Here is a 22,706-nt window from a genome sequence, read left to right as displayed (position 1 = left end):
TCGCGGTCTGTTGAGTTGCGCCATATGCGCGGGCGCGGTGCTGTCGCGTGAACATTTGGCCGAAGTCAGCGGGGTTGTGGCGCGCGCCCGGGCCTGGCTCCTAGCCTGCCCAAGCCGCCCCGCTGCGCCGGCGCTGGGTGTTGAGTTGAGCCACGTGCACGCGCACGGTGCTGTCGCGTGAGCATTCGGCCGAACTCAACGGGGCTTCCGCGCCCCCGCCCCGCCCCGCCCCGCTGCGCTCGCGGGTGGCTGTTGAGTTGCGCCATATGCGCGGGCACAGTGCCGTCGCGTGAGCATTCGGCCGAAGTCGGAGTCAGCGGGGTTGTGGCGCGCGCCCGGGCCTCGCTGCGCTCGCGTGGGCTGTTGAGTTGCACCATATGCGCGGGCACGGTGCCGTCGCATGTGCATTCGGCCGAAGTCAGCGGAGTTTTCGCGCGCCCCCGCCGCGCGTGCCTGGCCCCGCCGCACGCACCCCGCCCCGCCTCGCGCACCCCGCCCCGGAGCAAGCGAACGGGTTAGACCAGCAGCTGGTGCTTCGCGAGCTCGCGGTACAGGGGGGTGGATGCCACGAGCTCACTGTGCGTGCCCTGCCCGACGACCCGGCCGTCCTCCAGCACGACGATGAGGTCGCTGTCGACGACGGTCGACAGGCGGTGCGCGATGACGAGGAGCGTGCGGTCGGTCGCGACGGCGTCGATGGCCTCGCGCATGCGCTGCTCGTTCACGCCGTCGAGCGACGACGTCGATTCGTCGAGGAGCAGAACCGGGGGAGCGGCCAGCAGGGCGCGCGCGATCGCGAGGCGCTGGCGCTCGCCGCCGGACAGCATCACGCCGTCTTCGCCGACCGGCGCGTCGATGCCCAGCGCACTGCGCTCGAGCACATCACCGAGGTTCACCGCGCGCAGGACGCGCTCGCACTCCGCGTCGGATGCCGCGGGCGACGCCAGGCGCAGGTTGTCGGCGATGGTGCCGGCGAGTGTCGGGGCGTCCTGTTCGACGTAGCCGAAGCGGGCGCGCAGCGCCTCGCGCGGTAGATCGCGGGCGTCGACACCGTCGACGAGGATGGCGCCGGCGGTGGGGTCGTAGAAGCGCTCGACCAGCGACAGCACCGTGCTCTTCCCGGCACCCGAGGGACCGACCAGGGCGACGCGCGCCCCGCGCGGCACGGTGAAGGACACTCCGCGCAGGACCTCGCGGTCGGTGTCGGCGGGAACGTCGGCGGTGTCCAGGTGCACGTCCGCCAGCATCGACCGCGCTTCGCGAGCGGCTGCCTCGCGCGCCTTGACGACAAAGTCGGGGTAGCGGAACCGCACGTCGCGGAACTCGATGGCCACGGCATCCGTCCCGTGCGACGCGCCCGCCCCGCTGGCGCTCGCCGCCTGGGCCGGCGCGGAAGACGCGGCGACCGAATCGGCCCCGCCGACGCGGTCGCCGTCGCTCTCGAGCGGCAGGTCGAGGATCTCCTGGATGCGCCCCAGCGCACCCAGCGCCTGATTGACGGAGGTGATCGCGCCGATCGCCGAGGCGAGCGGCTGCACGAGCAGAAAGAGGAAGATGACGAAGGTCACGAGGGCCGCGACGTCGATGGCCCCGGATGCCACGCGGTACCCGCCCACGCCGAGCACCACCAGCAGCGACACCTGCAGGGCGACGAAGGCGATCGGCACGATCAGCGCCGATACGCGTGCGATGCGCACCCCGGCCTCGTACGCTGCCGTCGCGGTCTGCGTCACCGCCGCCGTCTCGCGTTCGGTCGCCCCGGAGGCGAGGATTATGCGGATCGAGCCCACCGCCCGCTCGACGCCCGACGAGAGCTCGCCGACCTTGGCCTGTTGCTCCGCGGATGCCGTGCGGATGCGCGTGCTGAGCAGCACGACGACGGCGAGCGAGGCGCCCACGACCACCACGATGAGCCCGAGCAGCAGCGGGTCGATGAACGCCATCGCGACGACGGCGCCGACGAGGATGAGGGCGTTGCCCACGGCATCCGCGAACCCCTGGGTCAGCACGGCGTAGAGCAGCGTGGTGTCGGTGCCGACGCGTGAGACGAGGTCGCCCGTGCGGCGGGCGTCGAACTCGCTGATGGGCAGGCGCAGGATGCGCGCGATGAGCCGTCGCCGCGAGGAGTACACCACGGCGGTTCCGGTGCGCTGCAGCAGATAGTGCTGGTAGCCCGAGATCACCGACGACAGCACGACGAAACCCACGAGCAGCCAGACCAGACCGCCCAGCGGCACGCTGTTCTGCACGCGCGAGATGACCTCGCCCACGAGCAGGGGCTGGGCGAGAGTGGCAGCCGCCCCCAGCACGCTCAGTACCGCGACGACGACGAGGGTGCGCTTGTGTTCGAGCAGGAAGGGCAGCAGCTGACGGAACGACGCGCGCGGGCCCTCGGGCACGCGGCGACCGCGCCGACCGCGCCCGGAAGCGAGAGAAGACATGCAGACCTCGGGAGAAGAAACGGGTTGCTTCGACCGTACCTCGCGCCGCCGACACTGTCGGCCGGTCCTCTCGTCGGCGCGGAATCGCCCGGAGCCGGGTAGGTCAGGCGCGGCCGTACTTCTTGTGCGCTGCCTGTTTCGACACGCCGAGAGCGCTGGCGATCGCGAGCCAGGAGAACCCGCGCAGCCGGGCGCGGCGCACCTGGGCGTCTTCGAGGCGCGCGATCTCCTGGCGCAGCGCCGCGAGGTGGTGCAGCTCCGCCAGAGGGTCGTCGTCGCCGACCCCGCCGAGGGTCGTTCGGATCGTCTCGCTCATAACGTCAACATTGGTTGACGAAGGGGTTTTTGTCAACAAAGATTGACGACCGCGGCTGACGCGCCACCCCGAGCCCGCGCAGGCACCGTTTTCTGAGAACGACGGATGCCACGAGGCCCAGGCCCCGTGGCATCCGCTGTCCCGTCAGAAAGCGGGTTACGGCGCGATCGCTCCGGCGGCGATGTTGTCGTCGTAGTCGACGTCCTTCGTCTCGGGCGAGAGCACCAGGGCGATGAGCGTCAGAACGCCCATGGCCGAGAGGTAGAGGCCCACGAGCCAGGGGTTGCCGTCGCCGGCCGCCCAGAGCGCCACGGCGACGATCGGTGCGAGCGCGGCGCCCAGGATTGACGAGACGTTGTACGAGATCGCCGAGCCGGTGTAGCGGGTGTTCGTCGGGAACAGCTCGGGCAGCACCGCGCCCATCGGGCCGAAGGTGGACCCCATCAGCAGGAAGCCGAACACGAGGAATGCCTGAACGAGCGCACCGGTGAACTTCGGGTCGGTGTGCGGCAGCAGGAAGATCGAGAACGTCAGACCGAACACGATGATCGCGATCGTCACGCCGATGAGCAGGCGCTTACGGCCGATCGCGTCGGCGACCGGGCCTGACAGCATCGTGAAGACGCCGAAGAACACCACGCCGATGATCTGCATGATCACGAAGTCGGTGTAGCCGAAGCCGAGCCCCGGTACGTAGGTGGCGGCGTCGAACGGGGTACCGGCCTTCTCGGCTGCGGCGGCGGCAGCCTCGGCGGTGGGCTTGGTGCCGTACGAGAGGGTGAAGCTCGTCATCAGGTAGAACAGCACGTAGGTCGCCAGCATGATGAACGTGCCGAGGATGAGCTGCTTGCCGTTGCGACGCACGACCTCGCCGAGCGGGAACTTGCGGATGACGCCGCTCTTCTCGGCCTTCGCGAACGACTCGCTCTCGACCAGCTTGAGGCGCACGTACAGGCCGACGATGACCATCACGGCCGAGAACAGGAACGGCACGCGCCAGCCCCAAGACAGGAACTCCGCCGAACGCTGCGCGGTGCCGTCGGGGTGCGGCAGCGCGAAGTTGATGACGAGGAACACCGTGTTGGCGATGATGAAGCCGATCGGGGCGCCCAGCTGCGGGAACGTGCCGAACAGCGCGCGCTTGCCCTGCGGGGCGTTCTCGGTCGCGACCAGCGCCGCGCCCGACCACTCGCCGCCGAGCGCGAAACCCTGCGCGAGGCGCATGATCAGCAGCAGGACGGCAGCCCAGACGCCGATCTCGTTGAACGTGGGCAGGCAGCCGATGAGGAAGGTCGCGACGCCCATCGTGAGGAGGGATGCCACGAGCGTGGCCTTGCGGCCGAAGCGGTCGCCGAAGTGGCCGAAGACGATGGCGCCGAGCGGCCGCGCGACCATGGCGGCGCCGAAGACGCTGAACGACAGCAGCAGCGAGGTCGTCTCGTTGCCGGTGGGGAAGAAGAGCACCGGGAAGACGAGCACGGCGGCCGTGGCGTACGCGTAGAAGTCGTAGAACTCGATCGTCGTGCCGACGAGGCTGGCCGTGATGACGCGGGAGCGCGGGTTGGCCGGCGCGGTCGCGGCGGATCGGTTCGAGCGGGTGGAGGGGGATATGAGCTGGTCATGACTGCCTGACGAGAGGGTCGAACGGTCGCGTCCGGGGTCGGACGCGGCGGTGCCGCACCGCCGTCACGGGGTGGCCGCGAGGGCGGATGCGAGGGAACACCGAGACGCCCCCTGCGTGGGGGGCGTCAGGGGGCCCAGTCTATGCGTGCGCTGAGCGCGCCACACGTCGTCGTCAGCGCCAGATGACCGCAAGGCCCGCGTTGAGCAGGGTCAGGATGCCGATGAGCCAGAAAATCGCGGAGGGCTGCGCGTCCGTGCGCTTCTGCCGCGCCGATCCGATACCGAGCAGGGCGCCGATCACGAGCAGCACGACGAGCTTGATCGCGATCTTCGTGTAGTTGAGGTCGTGGTCGAGGCCCCAGGGAGCCGACAGCGCCAGGCCCGAAAGCAGGGAGATCCCGAGGGCGGGGTTCATCAGCCGGGTGATGCGGTTGCGGCGCGCCACCGCCTCGACGACCCACGCGCCGAACAGCACCGCGAAGCCGACGAGGTGCACGAGGATGACGACGTTGCGCAGAAGCTCCATACCGGTCAGATTATGGATGCCGTGCCGCAGTCGCCAGCAAGGCGGGCCTCACCGTGGGCCTCAGATCCGACGCCGACGTGAGGTCCCTGAGCCTGTCGAAGGGACCGGCCCCACGGGGTCTCCGGTGGCTTTGACAGGCTCAGCCACCTCGCTCGGGGCAGGGCCCTGAGCCTGTCAAAGCAACGACGCTCAGCCGCGCAGCTCCCGCAGCAGCAGCGCCGTGCGGATCGCCGCGTCGGCGGCCTCGGCGCCCTTGTCCTCCTTCGAGCCCGCGAGTCCCGCGCGGTCGAGACCCTGCTGCTCGTCGTCGAGGGTCAGGACGCCGAAGCCGACCGGCTTGCCGGTGTCGAGCGCGACGCGTGTGAGACCGTCCGTCGCCGCCGACGAGACGAACTCGAAGTGCGGCGTCCCACCCCGGATGATCACGCCGAGGGCCACGACGGCATCCGCCCCGCCCTCCAATGCGGCCTTGGCGGCGACGGGCAGCTCGAACGAACCCGCGACGCGCACGACGCGGTACGCCGCACCCGTGGCATCCAGGATTCGCTCGGCTCCGGCGATGAGGCCGTCGGTGATGACGTCGTGCCAGGTCCCCGCGACGACGACGACGTTCAGACCCGACGCATCGACGCCGCCGGTCTCGGGTGCTCCACTGCCGGCCATCAGACGCTCTCTTCCTTCAGGTGCGCGAGCGCGTCGCGCAGGTCGTCCTCGGCGATCACGTGACCCATGCGGTCGCGCTTGGTCTCGAGGTACTGGTGGTTGTTGGGGCCGACGCCCACGAGCAGGGGCACCTGCTCGACGACGTCGAGGCCGAAGCCGCGCAGCTGCGCGACCTTGTCGGTGTTGTTCGTGAGCAGGCGCACCTGTTCGACGCCGAGATCGGCGAGGATGCCGGCTGCGGCGGCGTAGTCGCGCGCGTCGGCGGGCAGACCCAGCGCGAGGTTGGCGTCGACGGTGTCGAGGCCGCGCTCCTGCAGGCTGTACGCGCGCAGCTTGTTGATGAGGCCGATGCCGCGTCCCTCGTGTCCGCGCATGTAGATGACGACTCCGCCGTCGCGGTCGATGGTGTCGAGGGCGGCATCCAGCTGCGGACCGCACTCGCACTTCAGCGAACCGAAGGCCTCACCGGTCAGGCACTCCGAGTGCACGCGCACGAGCGGTGCCTTCTCGGTCAGATCCCCCGACACGACGGCGAGGTGGTCGGTGCCGGTGACGCGGTCCTTGTATGCGAGGAAGCGGAACGTCCCGTGCGAGGTGGGGACGTTCGACTCCGCGCGCAGGCTCACGCGGCGCCGGGCGGGCGCTGCCGCGGGCGTGGGGTCGGTCTCGTTGAGATACGCGATGAGCTGCTCGATCGTGATGACGGGGATGCCATCGCGCTCGCCGAGCTCGAACAGGCCGGGCAGACGCATCATGCTGCCGTCCTCCGCGACGACCTCGGCGATCGCGCCGACCGGCTCGAGGCCGGCGAGACGCATGAGGTCGACGGCGGCCTCGGTGTGGCCGGCGCGTTCGCGGACACCCCCGTCGACGGCACGAAGAGGCAGGACGTGGCCGGGGCGGATGAGGCTGGTGGGCACCGACTCCGGGTCGGCCAGCACGTTCAGCGTGCGGGCGCGGTCGGCCGCGCTGATGCCGGTGGTGACACCGGAAGCCGCGTCGACGCTCACCGTGTACGCCGTGCCCCGGGCGTCCTGGCTGACCTCGACCATGGGCGGCAGGTCGAGCCGGTCGGCCCACTCCGCGGGCATGGGCGCGCAGACGTAGCCGCTCGACCAGCGGACCGTCCACGCCAGCCACTCGGGCGTGGCGAGCTGCGCCGAGATGACGACGTCGCCCTCGTTCTCACGGTTCTCGTCGTCGGCCACCAGGATCGGTCGGCCCTGGCGCAGGGCCTCCAGGGCCTCGGGGATGGGGGACAGGCTCATGCGGAGCCCCTCTCGGTCGGAGCGGCGGGCGCCGCGGGGTTCTCTGAGGTTCGGAAGGCGAGCATCCGCTGCACGTGCCGCGCCAGGATGTCGGTCTCGAGGTTGACGGGGGTGCCGGCCTCGGCGCGGCCGAGCGTGGTCGCCGCCAGGGTCTCGGGGATGAGTGAGACCTCCAGCCACGGCTCGGGATCGGCGGCATCGCTGACCGCACTGACGGTGAGCGAGACGCCGTCGATCGCGATGGATCCCTTGTCGACGACGAGCGGAGCGAGGTGAGCCGGGATGCCGACCCGCACGACGCTCCACTGCGCTCCGGGTCGCACCTCGCGAACCACGCCGGTGCCGTCGATGTGACCCTGCACGATGTGGCCGCCGAGGCGACCGTGTGCGGCTGTCGCCCGCTCGAGGTTGACCGCGCGGCCGGGGGCGACGTCGGCGAGGGTCGACATGTCGAGGGTCTGCTTCATGACGTCGGCGGTGAACCAGTCGTCTCCTTGGTCGACGACCGTGAGGCACACCCCGCTGACCGAGATCGAATCGCCGTGCCCGGCATCCGACACCGACAGGGGGGCGCGGAGGGTGAGGCGCACGCCGTCGCCCGAGGGCTCGACCGCGGTGACGGCGCCGATCTCTTCGACGATTCCGGTGAACATCAGACGTCTCCTCTGTGCTGGGGCGCTGTCGCGCGGGCGGGTTCGGGGCCGGTGGATGCCGGGGCGAGGGCTGTCGACCCGTCGACGGCCGGTCGGTCGGCTCGCGTGGCGGGCGCGGCTGCCGCCGAGCGCGTGGCGGGCGCGGCTGCCGCCGGCCCCGTGGCGGGCGCGGCTGCCGGTCGGGCGACGAGCAGCATGTCGTCGCCCAGGATCTCGACGGATGCCACGGCCAGCCGACGGGCGTTCGCGATGCTCGGTACGCCGAGGTCGCCGAGCGCGAGGCGCGAGCCGCCGAGCAGGACCGGCGCGAGGTAGACGAGCAGCTCGTCGGCGAGACCCGCGCGGATGAAGGCGCTGGCGAGGGTCGGGCCGCCCTCGACGAAGACGCGCTGGACGCCCCGGCCGGCAAGATCGGCGAGCACGGCGGGCAGGTCGTGGGTCGGATAGAAGAGGGGCTCGTGGGGATGACGGCGCACAGCGGCATCCGGAGCCGTCTCGGTCGAGCCGATGACCACCGGGATCGGCTGGGCCGGGAGCAACGAGCCGTCCTCCGCCCGTGCGGTCAGCGCGGGATCGTCGGCATGGATGGTTCCGGTGCCGGCGACGATCGCATCCGCGATCGCACGCCGGGCGTGCACATCGCGGCGGGCGACCGCTCCCGTGATCCACTGACTGGTCCCGTCGTCGGCCGCGGCGCGCCCGTCCAGGCTCTGCGCCCACTTGACGGTGACGTGCGGGCGGCCGGTGCGCTGGAGGGCGACCCAGTCGTGGATCACCTCCTCCGCGGCGTCCGCTTCGACGCCGCTCTCCACCACCACGCCGGCGCCGCGGAGGCGATCGGCGCCGCCGGCCGCGGCATCCGTGGGATCGTCGAGCGCATAGACGACCCGGGCGACGCCCGCCTCGATCAGCGCCACGGCGCACGGGCCGGTGCGGCCGGTGTGGTTGCACGGCTCCAGAGTGACGACGGCGGTCGCGCCGCGCGCGGCATCCGCCGTCACCTGCGACAGCGCGTCGACCTCGGCGTGCGGCGTGCCGGCACCGCGGTGGTACCCCTCCGCCAGCACCTCGCCGCCGGGGGACAGAAGGATCGCGCCGACCTGCGGATTGAGCCCGCGTGGGCCGCGCCGGGCGAGCTGCAGCGCTCGCCGCATGGCGTCGATCTCGATGGCGGATGCCATTTCCCTGTCCTTCCCGCGGTGTTCGGGGCAGGACCAGCGGGAAGGCGCGACGCGCCATCCGTGCTGCCTCCTATCCGGACTAGCGAGGGAGGACCCTCGCATCACCGTCGGTTCCGGAATTCCACCGGATCGGCCCCACCGCGTGATGCGGAGGGGTTCGCGGACTGTCACCGCCGGTTCGGATTCTCACCGACCCCGGAGCACGTTGTTGCACTTCTGAGTGTAGTGAACGTGCGTGCGACGGTTTCATTCCCCGGAACGGAGGGACACACAGGACGGCGTCCTCGGCGGGCGGAGTCGATCGACGTCGGCGAGACGGGGGGTGAGGGAGGGTCGGCGGGGGCACGTGATCAGCGACGCCATCGGAAAGGCGAGCGGCGGGGCGGAACGAGAATGCGCGGGCGAATTCACCGCATCTACCAAAGAATTCTTTCCCGGTCACCCAGTTGAAACGTTCTCCCCCTATTCTGATCGTCGGCGGGCGTTCCTCCCATTCCGCCCTGAATTCTTCACGGGGGTAGAAGAATGACTTCGAAAATTTTCCGTCCCGCGAGTTCGATGGTGGCTGTGGCCGCCATCCTGCTCGCCGGTGTGGTCGGCGCAGCGCCGGCGTCGGCGTCGACGCGGTCGGCCGGCGACTACATCATCGGGCTCGCCGACGGCGTCGACGCCGCGGCGCTCGCGACGCGATACGGCGTCGACGTCGACGAACGGTACACGGCCGCGCTCAACGGTTTCGCGGCGACGCTGACGGCCGAGGAGGCGACCGCGCTGGCGAACGATCCGCGCGTGGGTGCCCTGACCGCCGACGTCGAGATCGAGGGGTTCGCGCAGGCCGACACGCCCACACCGAAGACCGTGCAGGCCGACAAGGCGCCCATCAGCGCGGGCGACGGCGTGCAGAAGGCGTGGACGGGCCCGGCGGTCGCCGTGATCGACTCCGGGGTCAACCCGCACATCGACTACAACCTGGTCAAGGCGGTCAACTGCCTCGGCTTCAGCGACGAGTTGGACGGCAACGGTCACGGCACCGGCGTCTCGGGCTACATGGCCGCGTACGACAACGACTTCGGAACGGTCGGTGTCGCCCCCGGCGCCCCGATCTACTCGGTGCGTGTCATGGACAGCAAGAACAAGGGCACGCTGTCGTCGCTGCTGTGCGGCCTGGACTGGGTGGCCGCCAACGCGAAGACCTACAACATCAAGGTCGCCAACATGAGCCTCGGCTTCGGCGGCACCGACGACGACAACTGCGGCTACAGCAACGGCGACGCGCTGCACCAGGCTGTGTGCCGCGTGGTGAACGGCGGCGTGGTCGTGGTGGCGGCGGGCGGCAACAGCGCCGCCGACCTCGCGGGAACGCTGCCCGGTGCCTACGACGAGGTCCTCACGGCCACGAACATGGCCGACTACGACGGCAAGCCGGGTGGCCTGGCGGCGAGCTCGTGCGGTCTGAGCACGCGCGACGACCAGCCCTGGCTCAACACGAACTTCGCCGTCTCGGCCGACGACAAGGCGCACACGCTCGCAGCGCCCGGCACGTGCCCGTACACGACGCAGAAGGGCGACCGCTTCGGCTACATCCAGTCCGGCACGAGCATGGCCACCGCGGCTCTCAGTGGCGTCGTCCTGGATTGCTTCGCCATCGGCACCTGCTCCGGCATGGCGCCCGCGCAGGTCATCAAGCAGCTCGTCTCGCAGGCGTCGGCGGCTGATGCCAAGGGCCACACCTGGTTCGGCAGCCCGTCGGCCGCGGGCTCGTCGCCGAACAAGTACTACGGATACCTGGCGACCGTCTCGGCCTCGGGTTCGGGCACGGCGCCGACGCCCACCGCCTCTCCCACGCCCACGCGCACGCCGAGCCCGACGCCGACTCCCACCCGGACGCCGAGCCCGTCGCCGACCCCCACGCGCACGGCGACCCCGACGCCGTCGCCGACCGCCGGCGCCGACCGGGTCGCTCCGACCACGTCGATCGTCAGCCCCGCCTCGGGGTCGACGGTCTCGGGGACCGGCACGCTCGTGGCCTCCGCGAGCGACAACGTCGGTGTGACCGGTGTGAGCTTCTGGGCGGGCTCCACCAAGCTCGGCGATGGCGTGCGAGGGAGCGACGGACAGTGGCGCACGACGCTGGACTCCTCGAAGTACCCCAAGGGGACGTACCAGGTGCGATCCCGCGCCACCGACGCCGCCGGCAATGTCGGGTGGAGCGCGACCGTGACGATCCGGATCGCTTGATCCTCTGAATCACGCGGCGGGCGGCACTCCGGTGCCGCCCGCCGTTGTCATACGGCGGCTCGGTCTCGGCGGTTCTCCGACCCGACCGGCCGGGGTGGTCGGTCCCCGCGCCCGGCGTCCGATCGCGCGAACGGCCTACTTCAGAAGCCGGGACAACCGTCGGTCGGCTAGCAGCTTCCCGCCCGTTTGGCACGTCGGACAGTACTCGAGGGAGTTGTCCGCGAAGAACACGCTGCGCACCTCGTCGCCGCAGACCGGGCACGCTTGCCCGCGCCGCCCGTGCACGCGCATGCCGCGCCGCTTCGCATCCTTCAATTCCGCCGGTGGCTTTCCGCGGGCTGCGTGGACGGCCTCTGCGAGGGTTTCGGTCATGGCGGTGAAGAGTCGGTCCACGTCTTCGTCGGTGAGCGTGGCGGCGAGGGCGTAGGGCGACATTTTCGCGGCGTGCAGAATCTCGTCGGAATACGCGTTTCCGACGCCCGCGATGATCGTCTGGTCGCGCAGAACGCCTTTGATCTGCGTGCGACGGCCGGCGAGCAGGGCGCCGAACTGCGCGCGATCGACGTCGTCGTCGAGCGGGTCGGGTCCGAGGCGCGCAATCCCGGGCACCTGGTCGGGCGACGTCACCGCGTAGACGGCGAGGGATTTCTTGGTGCCGGCCTCGGTGAGGTCGAAGCCCGAGCCGTCGTCGAGCCCGATCCGGAGGGCGATGGGCGTCCGGCCCGGCTTGATCAGCGTCGACGGCAGCGCGTCGTACCAGCGCAGCCAGCCCGCCTTCGCGAGGTGGAAGACGAGATGGATGCCACCATCGGTCGCGAAATCGACGAACTTCCCGTGCCGTTCGACGCCCGTCACCTGGGCGCCGACGAGGTCGGTGAGGGGCGGGTCGTACGTCTTCAGGGCGTTGATCGCCGACACGGTGGCTTTCGCGATGCGCAGCCCGCTCAGGCGTCCGTGTAAGAACTCGACGAGGCCCTCGACCTCCGGCATCTCCGGCATGCGCCCATGGTGCCACGTCCCACCGACATCGCGGTCGGGACTTGCGCCGGCCAGGGGGAGGGGCGTGTGCGGCGGACGGGGATGCCCGTCGCTCCGGTCCGCGACGCCCGGAATCGCTCTCCGCAGGCCCCGCCGGGCGTCGTCGGTTTCCGCCTCGGATTCGCGCCGCGCCTGTCGTGTCCGCCCGGCATGCCGGGGAACGACGACGAGCGCCGCACCCGTCGTGCCCGCCGGGCAGTGCCGGGGAACGACGACTCCCGCGGCATCCGGAGTTGAGCGGGCGTCGTCGCCGGTGAGCGTCGGGAGATGAGCTGGCGTCGTCGCCCGCGACATCCGGAGATCCGCGGGCGTCGATGCCGGTGAGCGTCAGCCGCGGCGCAGCAGGCCGATGCGGTCGTACACGTCGGCGAGGGTCTTCTCGGCGACGGATGCCGCCTTGTCGGCGTTGACCGCCAGCACGCGGTCGAGTTCGGCGGGGTCGGCCAGCAGCTCGAGCGCGCGCTCGCGCACCGGCTCGAACTCGTTCACGACGACCTCGGCGAGGCCCTTCTTGAAGTCGCCGTATCCGCGACCGGCGTACTCGTCTTCGATCGAGCCGATCTCGCGACCGGTCAAGGCCGAGTAGATCACCAAGAGGTTCGAGACGCCGGGCTTCTCGTCGCGGTCGAAACGCACCGCGCCCTCGGAGTCGGTGACCGCGCGCATGATCTTCTTCGCGCTGACCTTCGGCTCGTCGAGCAGCCACAGTACGCCGGCGTCGGACTCGGCGGATTTCGACATCTTCGACGTGGGGTTCTGCAGGTCGTAGATGCGGGCCGTCTCGCGTTGGATCACCGGCTTCGGCACGGTGAACGTCTCACCGAAGCGCTGGTTGAAGCGCTCGGCGAGGTCGCGCGTGAGCTCGATGTGCTGCTTCTGGTCGTCGCCGACGGGCACGACGTCGGTCTGGTAGAGCAGGATGTCGGCCGCCATGAGCACCGGGTAGGTGAAGAGACCGACGTTGGTGGCATCCGCGCCGTACCGGGCCGACTTGTCTTTGAACTGGGTCATGCGCCCGGCCTCGCCGAAGCCGGTCATCGTCGACAGCACCCACTGCAGCTCGGCGTGCGCGGGCACGTGCGACTGCACGTACAGCGTCGAACGGGAGGGCTCGATGCCCGCGGCGATGTACTGCGCCGCGGTGCGACGGGTCTTCTCGCGACGCTCGGCGGGGTCGCCTGGCTGCGTCAGGGCGTGGAGGTCGACAACGGAGAAGAACGCGTCGTACTCGTCTTGCAGGTTGCGCCACTGCAGGAGAGCCCCGATGTAGTTGCCGATCTGGAGGCTGTCGGCGGAGGGCTGCATTCCGGAGTAGAGGCGCTGCTGAGTCACCTTCCGATCCTAGGTGCCGGGGGCGGTCACGACCGCCCGAGCGTGTAGTCGACGACGACGGGGGAGTGGTCGCTCCACCGGGTGTCGTACGACGGGGCCCGGTCGACCCGGTAGTCCGTCACGCGCTCCGCGAGGGCGGGCGTGACGACGTGGTAATCGATGCGCCAGCCCGAGTCGTTGTCGAAGGCCTTCCCGCGCATCGACCACCACGTATACGGACCCTCGACCTCGCCGGCGTGCCGACGACCGACGTCGACCCACCCCAGGCCCGTGCCGGTGGAGCCGTCGGCACCCTGGACCTGTTCCCCCGCGGGGCCGAAGAACCGGTCGAAGTATGCCCGCTCGCGCGGGAGGAAGCCGGCGTTCTTCCGATTGCCCTTCCAGTTCTTGATGTCGAGCTCGCGGTGCCCGACGTTCAGGTCGCCCATGACGACCGCCAGCTCGGTCGCGTCGCCGAGCTCCGCCAGGCGGCGCTCCATGGCATCCAGGAACTGCCACTTCGCCTCCTGCTTCGGGGTGTCGACTTCGCCGCTGTGCACATAGGCGCTGATGACGGTGACGGTCTCGCCGTCGATGTCGAAGTCGGTCTCGATCCACCGCCCCGACGCGTCGAGCGGTTCGGGGCCGAGATGCGTGCGCGTCTCGACACCGGGCAGGCGGCTGATGATGGCGACGCCCGCGCGCCCCTTCTGCAGGGACTCGTCGTTGACGACCTCCCACCCGGGCAGGGCCTCGGCCAGCTGCTCGGCGGTCGCGCGCACCTCTTGCAGGGCGACGATGTCGGCGCCCGAGGCGTCGAGCCACTCGGTCATGCCCTTGCGGACGGCGGCACGGATGCCATTGACGTTGACGGAGACGATACGCACGGAACGAGCCACCCGATGAGCCTAACGTCGACCTCCGACATCGCCCCGGGCGTCGCGCGGCCCTCCCTCACTCGGGAATGAGCGACACCCGACGCGGCGCGGGCACGTCGGCCTCGGCCCGGGCCAGGGCCTTCTGCGCCGCGGCGAGCCGGCGGCGAGCCCGCCGGCGCCACGGCCAGCGTGCGAGCGCCAGCGCCTTCTCGGCCTCGCGCACCCCCACCTGCGCGGCGATGACCAGCGCGGCCTGCTCCATCGCGCGGCGATCCTCGGGCGAGCGCAGCGGCACGTCGCGATCTCCGGCGGCCACGGCGATCCACGCGGCCGACACCAGGATGACGATGCCGATGAAGCGGAACCACAGCAGGAACCCGATGAGCACCGTGAAGGTGGACAGCAGCGGATTGGTGGGCGTGTACACCACGAGGAAGCCGGCTCCCACCTGCAGCAGCACCGTCCCCGTCGCCCCGACGATCGCGCCCGGCCACGCCCGCCGCCACGACAGGCTGGTGCCGGTCAGGAAGCGGAACAGGGCGGCGAGGGCGACCGTGTTGATGCCGAACGCGACCACCAGCGACACCGCCCGCGCGCCCAGGATCCAGCCCGCGCTCTCCCGATCCCACCCGATGAGGGCGAAGACGAGGTCGATGGCACCGGTCGTCACGGTGCCGAGCAGGGCGCCGGCGAGCAGCGAGAGGCCGAACAGCACGGATGCCAGGAAATCGCGGGCCTTGAGCATGACGTAGTTGCGCGTGTCGAACGGCAGGCCGAAGGTGTCGCGCACCGCGCGGCGGGTGAAGGTCACGAAGCCGATGGCCGTCCAGACGACCACCACGACGGCGACACCGCCGGTGATCGTCAGCAGGCTCCCGCTCTGCTGCGTCGCCTCCTCGACCTGCTCGGGCTTGACGAGGCCGTTGTCACTGACGAGGCCGGGGATGTAGCCGTTGACGATCCGGATCAGGCCTTCCACCGCCTGCCTGCTGCCGCCGAGCCAGAGACCCACGGCGGCGAACGCCAGGTAAAGCGCCGAGAACACGGCGAAGAGCGCCTGATAGCTCATGCCCGCCGCCAGCAGGAAGCCGTTGTGCTGCAGGAAGTGCCGCCACACCCGGATCGGGAACCACCGAGCGATCCTGGCCGCCCGGGCGATCGGCTGATCGAGGCGCTCGCGCACGGCCGTCTGCGCCGCCTCCAGACGTGCGCGCAGCGGTGCCTCCTCGTCGCGCACCGCGGGCAGCGGGCGGGCGTCGGGGCGGCTCTCGGTCACCCGTCGAGCCTAATGAATGGATGCCGCCGCCCTCAGCGCGCGCGGGGATCGCCGTACCGCGCGGTGGCGTCCGCGGGTGGTGCGCTCGCAGATCGGCGCGTTCCCCGCATCCGTCCGCCAGGAATCTGCGGGGAGAGCGCGTTTCTGCGCGCAGGTGACCGCGTGGATGCCGTGCCCTCAGCGCGCGGGGCGTGCGCTCGCAGATCGGTGCGTTCTTCGCATCCGTCCGCCGGGAATCTGCGGGGAGAGCGCATTTCTGCGATCAGGCGACCGCGTGGATGCCGTGCCCTCAGCCCGCGGAGCGTGCGCTCGCAGATCGGCGCGTTCTTCGCATCCGTCCGCCGAGAATCTGCGAGGAGAGCGCGTTTCTGCGCGCAGGTGACCGCGTGGATGCCGTGCCCTCAGCCCGCGGGGTGATCGCCGTACCGCGCGTGGCGTCCGCGGGTGGTGCGCTCGCAGATCGGCGTGTTCCTCGCATCCGTCCGCCAGGAATCTGCGGGGAGAACGCATTTCTGCGAGCTGGCGACCGCGTGGACGCTGGCCCTCAGCGCGCGGTGACCGCCGTAGCGCGGTGGCTTCCGCCGGCGGACGCTCGCAGATCGGCGCGATTTTCGCATCCGTCCGCCAGGAATCTGCGGGGAGAGTGCGCTTCTGCGAGAAGGGCGGGCGACCGCGTGGATGCCGTGCCCTCGGCACGCGCGGTGATCGCCGTACCGCGCAGTGGCGTCCGCGGGTGGTGCGCTCGCAGATCAGCGCGATCCTCGCATCCATCCCGCAAGAACCTGCGCGGAAAGCACGCTTCTGCGAGCAGGCGACCGGGTGGATGCCGCCGCGGCGTCGGACACTGCGCGGCGGCGCTGCCGGGGCCGCGCGGGACCCCGCAAACGCCGAACGGCGGGACGCCGGGACCGAAGCCCGGGCGCACCCGCCGTTCGAGAGGGGAGGAGGGTCAGCGACCGCCGCGCAGGACGGCCTGCTTGACCTCGGCGATGGCCTTGGTGACCTCGATGCCGCGGGGGCACGCCTCGGTGCAGTTGAAGGTCGTCCGGCAGCGCCACACGCCCTCTTTGTCGTTGAGGATGTCGAGACGCACATCGCCCGCGTCGTCGCGCGAGTCGAAGATGAAGCGGTGCGCGTTGACGATCGCGGCGGGGCCGAAGTACTGCCCGTCGGTCCAGAACACCGGGCACGACGAGGTGCACGCGGCGCACAGGATGCACTTGGTGGTGTCGTCGAAGACCTCGCGGTCGACGATCGACTGCACGCGCTCCTTGCCCGGCTCCGGCTTGGAGTTCGCGATGAGGAACGGCTGCACCTCGCGGTAGGAGGCGAAGAACGGCTCCATGTCGACGATGAGGTCTTTCTCCAGCGGCAGGCCCTTGATCGCCTCGACGTAGATCGGCTGCGAGATGTCGAGATCCTTGATCAGCGTCTTGCAGGCCAGGCGGTTACGGCCGTTGATGCGCATGGCATCCGATCCGCAGATGCCGTGCGCGCACGAGCGGCGGAACGACAGCGAGCCGTCGGTCTCCCACTTGATCTTGTGCAGCGCGTCGAGAACGCGGTCGGTGGAGTACAGCTCCACGTCGTAGTCGACCCACCGGGGCTCGTCGTCGACCTCGGGGTCGAAGCGGCGGATGTTGAAGGTGACGAGGAACGACTGGATGCCGGTGTCGGCGGGAGCCTGCTCGATCTCGTCCGAGGTGTCCACTGAGGTCTCGGGTCCCTGAGCCTGTCGAAGGGCGGTGGATGCCATCTCAGTACTTCCTCTCCAGCGGCGGGTAGCGCAATTCGCCCGCCTCGTTCTTGGTGAAGACCACGGGCTTCCAGCCGAGCTCGATGTGATCGGCCGGGTGCGACGAGTGGGGGTCTCCCGACAGGTACGCCATGGTGTGCTGCATGTACTTCTCGTCGTCGCGCGTGGGGAAGTCGTCGCGCATGTGACCGCCACGGCTCTCTTCGCGGTTCTGCGCCGAGTAGACGACGACCTCGGCGAGGTCGAGCAGGAAGCCGAGTTCGACGGCCTCGAGCAGGTCGGTGTTGAACCGCTTGCCCTTGTCGTCGACGTGGATGTTCTTGTAGCGCTCTCGCAGGTCGGCGATCACATCCATGACGTGGGCGAGGGACTCGTGCGTGCGGAACACCTGCGCGCCCTTGTCCATCTCGTCCTGCAGGGTCTTGCGCAGCACCGCGATGCGCTCGGTGCCGCTGTTGTTGCGCAGGCCCTCGATGAGGCCGCGCACCTCGGCGGCGGGGTCTTCGGGCAGCGGCACGAAGTCGGCCGTCTTGACGTACTCGACGGCGTTGCGGCCGGCGCGCTTGCCGAAGACGTTGATGTCGAGCAGCGAGTTGGTGCCGAGGCGGTTGGAGCCGTGCACCGAAACGCACGCGCACTCGCCGGCGGCGTAGAGGCCCGGAACGACGGTGTCGTTGTCGGCGAGCACCTCGGCCTTGATGTTGGTGGGGATGCCGCCCATCGCGTAGTGCGCGGTCGGCATGACGGGCACCGGCTCGACGACCGGGTCGACACCGAGGTAGGTGCGCGCGAATTCGGTGATGTCGGGGAGCTTGGTCTCGAGAACCTCGGCGCCCAGGTGCGTGCAGTCCAGCAGCACGTAGTCGCGGTGGGGGCCGGCGCCGCGGCCCTCGGCCACCTCCTGCACCATGCAGCGGGCGACGATGTCGCGGGGCGCGAGGTCCTTGATGGTGGGGGCGTAGCGCTCCATGAAGCGCTCACCGCTGGCGTTGCGCAGGATCGCGCCCTCACCGCGGGCACCCTCGGTGAGCAGGATGCCGAGACCCGCGAGCCCGGTGGGGTGGAACTGGAAGAACTCCATGTCCTCCAGCGGCAGACCCTTGCGCCACACGATGCCGACGCCGTCACCGGTGAGGGTGTGGGCGTTCGAGGTGGTCTTGAAGATCTTGCCGAAGCCGCCGGTCGCGAAGACGACGGCCTTCGACTGGAACACGTGCAGCTCGCCGGTGGCGAGGTCGTAGGCGACGACGCCGGCGACCTGCGTCTTGCCCGCGGCATCCTTCACCGTGATGAGGTCGAGCACGTAGAACTCGTTGAAGAAGTTGATGCCGAGCTTGACGCAGTTCTGGAACAGCGTCTGCAGGATCATGTGACCCGTACGGTCGGCGGCGTAGCACGCGCGGCGCACGGGGGTCTTGCCGTGATCGGCCGTGTGGCCGCCGAAGCGGCGCTGGTCGATCTTGCCCTCGGGCGTGCGGTTGAACGGCAGGCCCATGTTCTCGAGGTCGATGACGGCGTCGATCGCCTCTTTGGCGAGGATCTCCGCGGCATCCTGGTCGACGAGGTAGTCGCCGCCCTTGATGGTGTCGAAGGTGTGCCACTCCCACGAGTCCTCTTCGACGTTGGCGAGCGCCGCCGCCATGCCGCCCTGCGCCGCACCGGTGTGCGAGCGGGTGGGGTAGAGCTTGGAGATGACGGCGGTCTTCGCGCCGGGACCGGCCTCGATGGCCGCGCGCATGCCCGCACCGCCGGCGCCGACGATGACCACGTCGAACTGGTGGTAGTGGACGCCGTCCTTGACGATCGAGTCCGAGGAAGTCTGAGTGCTCACGTGTGCGATACCTCTGCTGTCAGGGGAAGGAAGGGATGCCGCCGGCTCACGCCGCCTGGCACACGTCCCACAGGGAGCTGCTCTCGGTGACACCGAGGCAGGGGTCGAACGTGAAGACGACGAGGGTGCCGAGGAGGATCAGGAATCCGGCCGAGACCCACAGCGAGCCGACGAGGATCGTGCGGATCTTCGCGTTCGTGACGTAGTCGTTCACGATCGTGCGCATGCCGTTGGCGCCGTGGATGAGGGCGAGCCACAGCATCAGCACGTCCCACCACTGCCAGAAGGGCGAAGCGAGCTTGCCCGCGACGAACGCGAAGTCGATCTGGTGGATGCCGTCGCCCGTCATCAGGTTGACGAACAGGTGCCCGAAGATGAGGACGATCAGCAGCACGCCGGAGGCGCGCATGTAGATCCAGCCCCACTTCTCGAGATTGGAGCCCTTCTTGCGCACGCTGGGCGTGCGGGGGGCGGGGATGGTTGCGGCTTCTTGGGCGACGGACATCAGTGGCTCCCGGTGACGGCGCTGAAGACGTTGATCAGGTGGCGGGGGGTGAAGCCGAGCATCGTGACCACCCAGAGCCCGAGGACGCCCCACCACAGCTGACGCTGGTGACGCGTGGCCCACGGCCAGAAGTCGACGAGGATGATGCGCAGGCCGTTGAACGCGTGATAAGCGATGGCGCCGACCAGGGCCACCTCGCCGAGACCCATGATCGGGTTCTTGTAGGTGCCGATGACGGCGTCGTACGCCTCGGGGGAGACGCGGATGAGAGCCGTGTCCAGGATGTGCACGAGGAGGAAGAAGAAGATCGCCACACCGGTGATGCGGTGCAGGACCCACGACCACATTCCCTCGCGACCGCGGTAGAGCGTGCCGCGCGGCCTCTTCGACGTCGTCTCTTTCACCGACGGTGTGGCGCGTGCTGGTGCTGACACGGTCGTCCTCCCTGATCGAACACGGTGTTGGGGACCCGCACGGGCCCCGAGCGTCACACGGGCGCCTTTGAATACTACGTCCGGCCTATGAACGGCAGGGATTAGGGCGGCCTAAGACTCTCTCGATATCGAGATATCCGGATGCCGTCGTGTCCTGCCGCGGTGAGGGCTCGAATCCAGGCGGACGCCGCCGCGACCAGTAGGGTCGGTCCCATGGCTGATCCCGCTATCGACGACTTCTACGCCGTGATCCCCGCCGGGGGGATCGGCAGCCGCCTCTGGCCGCTTTCGCGGGCGGACGCCCCCAAGTTCCTCCACGATCTCACCGGCTCGGGGCAGACGCTGCTGCGCGACACGTGGGACCGGCTCGCCCCGCTCTCCGGCGAGGGGCGCATCGCCGTCGTGACGGGTCGCGCCCACCGGGCCGCCGTCGAGCGCGAGCTGCCGGGCGTGCCCGATCACAACGTCTTCCTCGAGTCCGAGCCGCGCGACTCGTCGGCGGCCATCGGCCTCGCGGCGGCCATCCTGGTGCGCCGCGAGCCCGACGTGATCATCGGTTCGTTCGCGGCCGACCACGTCATCCGTCAGACGCGGCAGTTCGAGTTCGCGGTGCGCCAGGCGGCGGCCGTGGCGCGCGAGGGATACATCTGCACCATCGGCATCCAGCCGGCCGAGCCCTCGGTGGGCTTCGGCTACATCAAGCAGTCCGGCGAGCTCATCGTCGACGGCGCTCCCGAGGCCTACATGGTCGAGCGATTCGTGGAGAAGCCCGACCTCGACACGGCCAAGCAGTACTTCGCCGACCGGTCCTATCTCTGGAACGCCGGCATGTTCATCACCCGCGCCGACGTGCTGCTCGCCGAGCTCGCCGTGAACGAGCCGGAGCTGCATGCCGGGCTGATCGAGCTCGCCGAGGCCTGGGACGACCGCGACCGTCGCGGCCCCGCGGTCGACCGCATCTGGCCGGGTCTGAAGAAGATCGCCATCGATTACTCGGTCGCCGAGCCGGCTGCCGAGAAGGGCCGTCTCGCCGTCATTCCCGGGCACTTCGACTGGGACGACGTGGGAGACTTCGCGAGCCTGTCGAAGCTCAACTCCGGCGGGGGGCGCAACGAGCTCGCCATCCTCGGCGAGGACGCCCGCGTGCTCTCCGACGCCTCCAGCGGCATCGTCGTCTCGCAGACCAAGCGCGTCATCAGCCTCATCGGCGTGCGCGACATCGTCGTGGTCGACACCCCCGACGCCCTCCTGGTCACCACGACCGAGAACGCCCAGCGCGTCAAGGGTGTCGTCGATGCGTTGAAGCTCACCGGTCGCGGCGACGTCCTCTGAGCCTGGCGAGTGAGACCGGGTGCCGGGGAATGCGGCATCCGGTTTCTCCCGACGTGGCATCGACGTGACGTGGGATTGCCGGCGTGTAAACGAGATTGCGGCTTTGTAACCATTGCTGCGTATGGCACGGCACCGGTCGTGGGGGCGCCGTCACAGTAGGTAACGTGACGGGATCGTCCCCCGAACCCGTTGGGGGCATCCGTCTTGGAGGATCATTCGTGAAGACCACGAAGAAGGCCGTCATCAGCGGCCTCGCCATGATCGGCGCCACCGTGCTGCTCGCCGGTTGCGGTGCAGCGCCCGAGGGCACCGGCGCGTCGGGCGGTGCCGCATCCGGCGCCAGCGACTACCTGCCCTGCATGGTGTCGGACGCCGGTGGCTTCGACGACAAGTCGTTCAACCAGCTCGGCAAGGAGGGCGTCGACGAGGCCGCTGCGGAGCTCGGCTCGCAGACCCCGATCGAGGTCGAGTCGCAGGCCGAGACCGACTACGCCTCCAACCTCCAGAACCTCGTCGACCAGGGCTGCGACACGATCGTCACGGTCGGCTTCCTTCTCGCGCCCGCCGCACTCGAGTCGGCCACGGCCAACGCGGATGTCGAGTACGTCTCGATCGACGACACCGTCGACAGCGACTTCGACGGCCAGACCGACGCTCCCAACATCAAGCCGATCATCTTCGACACCGCTCAGGCGGCCTACCTCGCCGGCTACCTCGCCGCGGGCACCTCGCAGACCGGCGTCGTCGGCACCTTCGGCGGTCTCAACATCCCGACCGTGAGCATCTTCATGGACGGCTTCGCGCAGGGCGTCGAGAAGTACAACACCGACAACGGCACCAGCGTGCGCGTGGTCGGCTGGGACCGTGCGGCGCAGGACGGCTCGTTCACCGGCGGTTTCGAGGCCAACGACACCGCGCGTCAGACCGCGCAGGCGCTCATCGACCAGAACGTCGACGTCCTGCTGCCCGTCGGCGGCCCGATCTACCAGTCGGCCGCGGTCGCCATCCGCGACGCCGGTCGTGAGATCGCCCTCGTCGGTGTCGACGCCGACGTGTTCGAGACCGACCCCACCGTGGGCGACCTGCTGCTGACCTCGATCCTCAAGGGCATCGACGTCGGCACGAAGGACGCCATCGTCGCCGCCGGCAACGGCGAGTTCGACGCGGCTCCCTTCGTCGGCACCCTCGAGAACGAGGGCGTGGGCCTCGCGCCGTACCACGACTGGTCCGACCGGGTTCCCGCCGACCTGACGAGCAAGATCGACGAGCTCAAGACGCAGATCATCGACGGCTCGATCGCCGTCGAGTCCTACCTCGCCGGCTGATCTCGGCACCACCTCGGGGGAGGTCGGCGGTTGCCGGCCTCCCCTGCCTTTATGGGCGGTGATGATCAGCCCGCCCGTGATCGGGTCCGCTCGCGAAGCGGCCCGTCCCGC

The 22,706-nt window shown here is 69.9% G+C and carries 19 protein-coding genes and 1 riboswitch; of the genes, 3 read left to right on the top strand and 16 right to left on the bottom strand.

Translation table 11 applies throughout. The annotated features are described in order from the left end of the window. Window positions 1–515 precede the first annotated feature (515 nt). From QE392_RS16710 to ribD, 8 genes are all read right to left on the bottom strand, one after another. Window positions 516–2,441: an ABC transporter ATP-binding protein gene (locus QE392_RS16710; RefSeq protein WP_307453663.1), complete on the bottom strand. Its 1,926-nt coding sequence runs from the start codon at window positions 2,439–2,441 to the stop codon at window positions 516–518. Between the two features lie 103 nt (window positions 2,442–2,544). Further along, the gene (locus QE392_RS16705) at window positions 2,545–2,757 is read right to left on the bottom strand and encodes an AsnC family protein (RefSeq protein WP_307453660.1); all 213 of its coding nucleotides are present in this window, start codon (window positions 2,755–2,757) and stop codon (window positions 2,545–2,547) included. A gap of 156 nt (window positions 2,758–2,913) precedes the next feature. Further along, window positions 2,914–4,368: an MFS transporter gene (locus QE392_RS16700; protein ID WP_307454182.1), complete on the bottom strand. Its 1,455-nt coding sequence runs from the start codon at window positions 4,366–4,368 to the stop codon at window positions 2,914–2,916. A gap of 184 nt (window positions 4,369–4,552) precedes the next feature. After that, entirely contained in the window at window positions 4,553–4,906 is a 354-nt protein-coding gene (locus QE392_RS16695) for a Fe-S protein (RefSeq protein ID WP_307453657.1), read from the bottom strand. Between the two features lie 189 nt (window positions 4,907–5,095). After that, complete coding sequence (gene ribH, locus QE392_RS16690; protein WP_307453655.1) at window positions 5,096–5,569, bottom strand: 6,7-dimethyl-8-ribityllumazine synthase; 474 nt, start codon at window positions 5,567–5,569, stop codon at window positions 5,096–5,098. After that, a complete protein-coding gene (ribA, locus tag QE392_RS16685) occupies window positions 5,569–6,837 on the bottom strand; it encodes a GTP cyclohydrolase II (RefSeq protein ID WP_307453652.1) in 1,269 nt (422 codons plus the stop codon). The genes ribH and ribA overlap by 1 nt, the downstream gene beginning before the upstream one ends. Next, window positions 6,834–7,490, bottom strand: coding sequence for a riboflavin synthase (locus QE392_RS16680; RefSeq protein WP_307453650.1), 657 nt, complete (start codon window positions 7,488–7,490; stop codon window positions 6,834–6,836). The genes ribA and QE392_RS16680 overlap by 4 nt, the downstream gene beginning before the upstream one ends. Then, window positions 7,490–8,671, bottom strand: coding sequence for a bifunctional diaminohydroxyphosphoribosylaminopyrimidine deaminase/5-amino-6-(5-phosphoribosylamino)uracil reductase RibD (gene ribD / locus QE392_RS16675; protein ID WP_307453649.1), 1,182 nt, complete (start codon window positions 8,669–8,671; stop codon window positions 7,490–7,492). The genes QE392_RS16680 and ribD overlap by 1 nt, the downstream gene beginning before the upstream one ends. Window positions 8,672–8,728: 57 nt before the next feature. Then, window positions 8,729–8,878: riboswitch (FMN riboswitch) on the bottom strand. A 318-nt stretch (window positions 8,879–9,196) separates the two neighbouring features. Between ribD and QE392_RS16670 the strand changes: the two genes are divergently transcribed. Further along, a complete protein-coding gene (locus tag QE392_RS16670) occupies window positions 9,197–10,909 on the top strand; it encodes a S8 family serine peptidase (protein ID WP_307453646.1) in 1,713 nt (570 codons plus the stop codon). A 135-nt stretch (window positions 10,910–11,044) separates the two neighbouring features. Here the strand turns inward: QE392_RS16670 and QE392_RS16665 are convergent, their stop codons facing one another. The 8 genes from QE392_RS16665 to sdhC all read right to left on the bottom strand — a co-directional run bounded on the left by QE392_RS16665 (window position 11,045) and on the right by sdhC (window position 19,938). After that, on the bottom strand, window positions 11,045–11,908 hold the full coding sequence (locus tag QE392_RS16665; RefSeq protein WP_307453644.1) for an Fpg/Nei family DNA glycosylase: 864 nt from the start codon (window positions 11,906–11,908) through the stop codon (window positions 11,045–11,047). Window positions 11,909–12,274: 366 nt separating this feature from the next. Then, window positions 12,275–13,279: a tryptophan--tRNA ligase gene (trpS, locus tag QE392_RS16660; protein WP_307453642.1), complete on the bottom strand. Its 1,005-nt coding sequence runs from the start codon at window positions 13,277–13,279 to the stop codon at window positions 12,275–12,277. A 26-nt stretch (window positions 13,280–13,305) separates the two neighbouring features. Beyond that, the gene (locus QE392_RS16655) at window positions 13,306–14,157 is read right to left on the bottom strand and encodes an exodeoxyribonuclease III (RefSeq protein WP_307453639.1); all 852 of its coding nucleotides are present in this window, start codon (window positions 14,155–14,157) and stop codon (window positions 13,306–13,308) included. 55 nt (window positions 14,158–14,212) lie between these two features. Then, the gene (locus QE392_RS16650; RefSeq protein ID WP_307453637.1) at window positions 14,213–15,412 is read right to left on the bottom strand and encodes a YihY/virulence factor BrkB family protein; all 1,200 of its coding nucleotides are present in this window, start codon (window positions 15,410–15,412) and stop codon (window positions 14,213–14,215) included. Between the two features lie 949 nt (window positions 15,413–16,361). After that, window positions 16,362–17,168: a succinate dehydrogenase iron-sulfur subunit gene (locus tag QE392_RS16645; protein WP_307453635.1), complete on the bottom strand. Its 807-nt coding sequence runs from the start codon at window positions 17,166–17,168 to the stop codon at window positions 16,362–16,364. A gap of 1 nt (window position 17,169) precedes the next feature. Next, complete coding sequence (gene sdhA, locus QE392_RS16640) at window positions 17,170–18,999, bottom strand: succinate dehydrogenase flavoprotein subunit (RefSeq protein WP_307453632.1); 1,830 nt, start codon at window positions 18,997–18,999, stop codon at window positions 17,170–17,172. Between the two features lie 46 nt (window positions 19,000–19,045). Further along, complete coding sequence (locus QE392_RS16635) at window positions 19,046–19,504, bottom strand: succinate dehydrogenase hydrophobic membrane anchor subunit (RefSeq protein WP_108320626.1); 459 nt, start codon at window positions 19,502–19,504, stop codon at window positions 19,046–19,048. Next, a complete protein-coding gene (gene sdhC, locus QE392_RS16630; protein ID WP_013583715.1) occupies window positions 19,504–19,938 on the bottom strand; it encodes a succinate dehydrogenase, cytochrome b556 subunit in 435 nt (144 codons plus the stop codon). Before sdhC ends, QE392_RS16635 begins: the two co-directional genes overlap by 1 nt. Before the next feature lie 213 nt (window positions 19,939–20,151). On the opposite strand from sdhC, the gene QE392_RS16625 reads away from it, so the two are divergent. Together QE392_RS16625 and QE392_RS16620 are read left to right on the top strand one after the other, a co-directional pair. Next, on the top strand, window positions 20,152–21,270 hold the full coding sequence (locus QE392_RS16625; RefSeq protein WP_307453631.1) for a mannose-1-phosphate guanylyltransferase: 1,119 nt from the start codon (window positions 20,152–20,154) through the stop codon (window positions 21,268–21,270). Between the two features lie 218 nt (window positions 21,271–21,488). After that, window positions 21,489–22,595, top strand: a complete 1,107-nt coding sequence (locus QE392_RS16620) for a BMP family lipoprotein (RefSeq protein ID WP_307453630.1) — start codon at window positions 21,489–21,491, stop codon at window positions 22,593–22,595. Window positions 22,596–22,706: the final 111 nt, after the last annotated feature.

Origin of the sequence: Microbacterium proteolyticum (genome assembly GCF_030818075.1) — a bacterium.
Classification (GTDB): Bacteria; Actinomycetota; Actinomycetes; order Actinomycetales; family Microbacteriaceae; genus Microbacterium; species Microbacterium proteolyticum_A.
This window is presented reverse-complemented; position numbering and strand designations above follow the sequence as displayed.